Consider the following 3,590-nt stretch of genomic DNA (forward strand, 5'->3'; position numbering starts at 1 on the left):
TTCGATCCGTATCACAGTGACGACCAGCTCGACCGCGAGGCGGCCCGGGGCTACTTCGTGACCTGGTTCGACGAGTTCAACACCAAGAAGGACCTGACCCCGGACCAGCGCGAGGCCGAACTCATTGAGGGCCGTCGCCTGGCCCGGGCGGCCGGGATCACCGACATGAAGCAGGCCGCGCAGGTCCTGGTCGAAGACAGCGACGACCGGATCACCCGGGACATGGCGGCTGAGGTCCTCGAGCGCGGCGATGTCGACGCCGGACAGCAGCCGACCGAGCACACAAGCGATGCCGCCGATGGCGCGGCCACCGCCCAAGACGGCCAGGCGCCGGAGGAGGCGGCCCGGCAGGTACTGGACGAGGCGGAGCTGAAGCGGCGGTTCGCCCGCGAGTACGAACACGCCGCCGCCGCGGAGGCGACCGGCAACTGGACCCGGGCCAAGCTGTCCCGCCAGGCCGCCGAGGAGGCCGCCGCCAAGCTCGGCATCACCACCGAGGAGGAGATGAAGCAGGTCCTCGCGACCTACGGCTCCACCTCGCCTGAGACCAGGCCGGCGACCACGCCGGCCCCGACCAACACCACACCGTCCAACGAAACGGAGAACACCATGTCCGCATCCGGCGAGACCACCGGCCAGAGCTCCGCGCTGACCTACACCTCCTCGATGGCCGCCAGCGCCCGCGATGGCGCGGCCAGCGTCGAGACCTCGATCGCCTCCCTGCAGTCCGGCGAGGTCAGCGGCGCGGTCTTGACCCACCTGTCCGCCGCCCAGGAACACCTCAACCAGGCCGAGGCCGCGTTCAACGCGGCGAACGCCGAGCTGGTCGCCGACAACAGCGTCAAGGAGGCGTACGACGCGCGGTCCGGCGCCGGCAACAAGCAGTTCATGCAGAACGACTGACCAGGGCCCATCGGGCCCGTTGGCGCGTGGTGCGTCAGGGTCGCCCATACCTCCCTTCCCCGAGGTGTGGGCCTCCCTGACACCCCACCCCCCTTTGACCAGGGCGAACGAAGAGACGGAGAGGGAGACGGGGATGGCGACCAAGACCAAGGACCGACGCGAGGACCAGGCCAAGCCTGAGCAGACGGACGCCGACGCCGGGCAGGACGTGACCGGCGAGGAGGAGGCCACCTCGCAGTGGCGGCCGGCGAGCTGGCCCGGCCGCGTATGGTCCGACGTCCGCGCGACCCGCTGGCGGTTGCGCCGCCAGCTGCTCCCCCACACCGTGGCCGCCGGCGTCGGCGGCACCGGCCTGGCCGCGCACGCGATCGCCGCGCACGGCGCCGCGCCGGGCCAGATCGCCATGGTGCTGGCCGGTACCAGCGTCCCGGCCGCCCTCTGGATCGCCCGGAAGGTCAAAAAGCGCAAGCCACGGTGGACCAAGCGGGTCTTGCTCGCCGGCCTGATCGGTGCCGGGTGGCTGACCCTGGCCCCGTACGGGATGGGCCCCGAACAGGCCGCGCTGCTGATCGGCGCCGAGTACGCGCTGGCGGCGCGCTGGTGGCAGCACCACCGGCCCGGCTACCCCGACCCCGCCGCGCCGCCCCCCACCAAGGAAAAGCTGGAGTCGGCCGAACAGATCATGGCCGACTACCGCGAGTTCGCCGCGTCCAAGGGCGCGGCCCTGGAGGGCTCGGTCCTCATCAACCCGGTCCAGACCCGGTACACGATCGCATTCGACCTGGGCCTGAACCGCGGCAAGCAGTCGATCGCCACGCTGTACTCCAACCTCGGGAAGCTCGCCACCGCCCTGGACTGCAACGTCGAGGACCTGGTGCCAGAGCCGCATCCGGTCCTTTCCTCGGCCTGGTGCCGGCTGCAGGTCCTCATCGACTCCCCCATCGCCGGCAACGTCGACTTCACCGGCCCACGCCGCGAGGGCGGCCTGCTGCGCCTGGGCCCGTACGCCGACGGTGACGGCGAGGTCCCCTACAAGCTGTACACGCCCGGCTCGATGTGGTCCGGCGTGGTCATCGGCGGTACCGGCATCGGCAAGTCCCGCCTGATCGAGAACGCCGTGATCTCGGCGATCTCCGGCGGGGACACCGTCTACTGGTTCCTCGACCCGCAAAACGGCACCTCCTCCCCAGCCCTGGCCGAGCATGCCGACTGGTTCGCCACCCTGGACAACGCCGACGACGTGCTGGACGCGCTGCTGGCGATCGTGGACGCCCGCGGCCGCCAGAACGCGGCCATGGGAATCATGGAGTTCACGCCCTCACCAGAGCGGCCTGGGCTGCTGGTGGTCATCGATGAGTGCCACGTCGTGTTCGCCGACCCGAACAAGGCCGCCGACTGGGCACGGATCGCCCGTGAGGGCCGCAAGGTCGGGGTCGCTCTGTTGTTGGCCAGCCAGTACCCGGGCCTGGAGACGTTCGGTGGCAAGGACGCCATGCGCTCCAGCGTGATGGCCGGCAACGCCTTCGCCCTGCACACCGTCTCCAACCAGGCCAAGGGCCTCATCCCGGGCTTGACCGTCGACCCCAAGGAACTGCCGAAGATCCCCGGCTACGGCTACGTGCTCGGCACCGACCCCGACATCGGCCTGCGGACCGCACCGTGGCGGAACCGCAACACCGGCAGCAAGGCCGCACAGTGGCTCGCCGACCAGCCCATGCCCGGGCTCGATACCTTCGCCGCAACCGCCACCCTGCTGAGCACCGAGGCTTACCGCGACCGGCACGAGAACAACACCACGGCATACGACGCCGCCCGCGAGTTCGTCGACGCCCTGACCCGCGGCGAACTCCCCGACCAGACCCGCCGCCGTGCCCGCCGGACCCGGAGCGCCCAGCCGGCAGCCGCCGACCTGGGACGCATCATCAGCTTCCCCGGACCGATCACCCAGGCCGTCCACCAAAGGCCGGCCGTGACCGGCCCGAACGCCGTCGCCACCGCCGGCGCTGCGGCCGCGCCGCTCGCGCTCGGCGACTCCCACCGCATGGTCCTGGCCGCCATCGCCGCCGGCAACAGCCAGCCCAAGGGCATCTGCGATGCCGTCGGCCTGAGCCGCCGCCAGGTCCAGGACCTGCTCGCCGAACTCCTGCGCGCCGGCTACGTCACCAGGACCGGCGCGGGCTCCGCCGTCCGCTACTCCCCCGCCGCCTGACCACCCCACCCACCAACAGGAAGGACAGCATGACCACCACAGGGATCAACCCCCACGACGACGACCCGCGTATCGGCAGCGTCGACATCGACACCTGGCACGCGATCCCCGCGCCAAAGGACGCCGCTCCCGAAGAACGCCTCGGCGGCTACTGCATCGTCGCGGGTGACTGCGACGAAGCGGACGTGTGGATCGAGGTGACCGCCGAGCACCCGAAGGACGTCGCCGAGTTCATCGTCCAAGCGGTCCGCAACGAGTACGCCAGCCAGCCCCGCCTCACCAACGGCCGGACGCGCATCGCACCACAGATCACCACCCGCGCACTCGAGTTCGGCAACCTCCGCGACGCCATGGCGGATGCGATCCTCGCCGCCACCTACCCGCCCGAGGAATGGCCGGACGGGCCGCCCGGCGAGGGCGAGATGAACACCGCCCGCGAACAGGCCGACGCCGCCCTCGCGGTCCGGTGGCCCCAGGC

At 71.2% G+C, this 3,590-nt stretch carries 3 protein-coding genes; all 3 read left to right on the plus strand.

The genetic code is table 11. From position 1 onward, the window contains the following. The coding region (locus ABEA10_RS50945; protein WP_345475949.1) for a hypothetical protein at nt 1-903 on the plus strand (903 nt) is incomplete at its 5' end. A 133-nt stretch (nt 904-1,036) separates the two neighbouring features. Continuing rightward, nucleotides 1,037-3,112: a MarR family transcriptional regulator gene (locus tag ABEA10_RS50950; RefSeq protein ID WP_345475950.1), complete on the plus strand. Its 2,076-nt coding sequence runs from the start codon at nt 1,037-1,039 to the stop codon at nt 3,110-3,112. A 29-nt stretch (nt 3,113-3,141) separates the two neighbouring features. Continuing rightward, on the plus strand, nt 3,142-3,590 hold a 449-nt coding region (locus tag ABEA10_RS50955), incomplete at its 3' end, for a hypothetical protein (RefSeq protein ID WP_345475951.1).

The sequence above is a fragment of the Actinoallomurus oryzae genome, from assembly GCF_039541955.1.
Classification (GTDB): domain Bacteria; phylum Actinomycetota; class Actinomycetes; order Streptosporangiales; family Streptosporangiaceae; genus Actinoallomurus; species Actinoallomurus oryzae.

What these genes read in the sequence shown, in the direction of transcription:
- ABEA10_RS50950 (WP_345475950.1), top strand. Translation starts at nt 1,037, where the DNA reads ATGGCGACCAAGACCAAGGACCGACGCGAGGACCAGGCCAAGCCTGAG.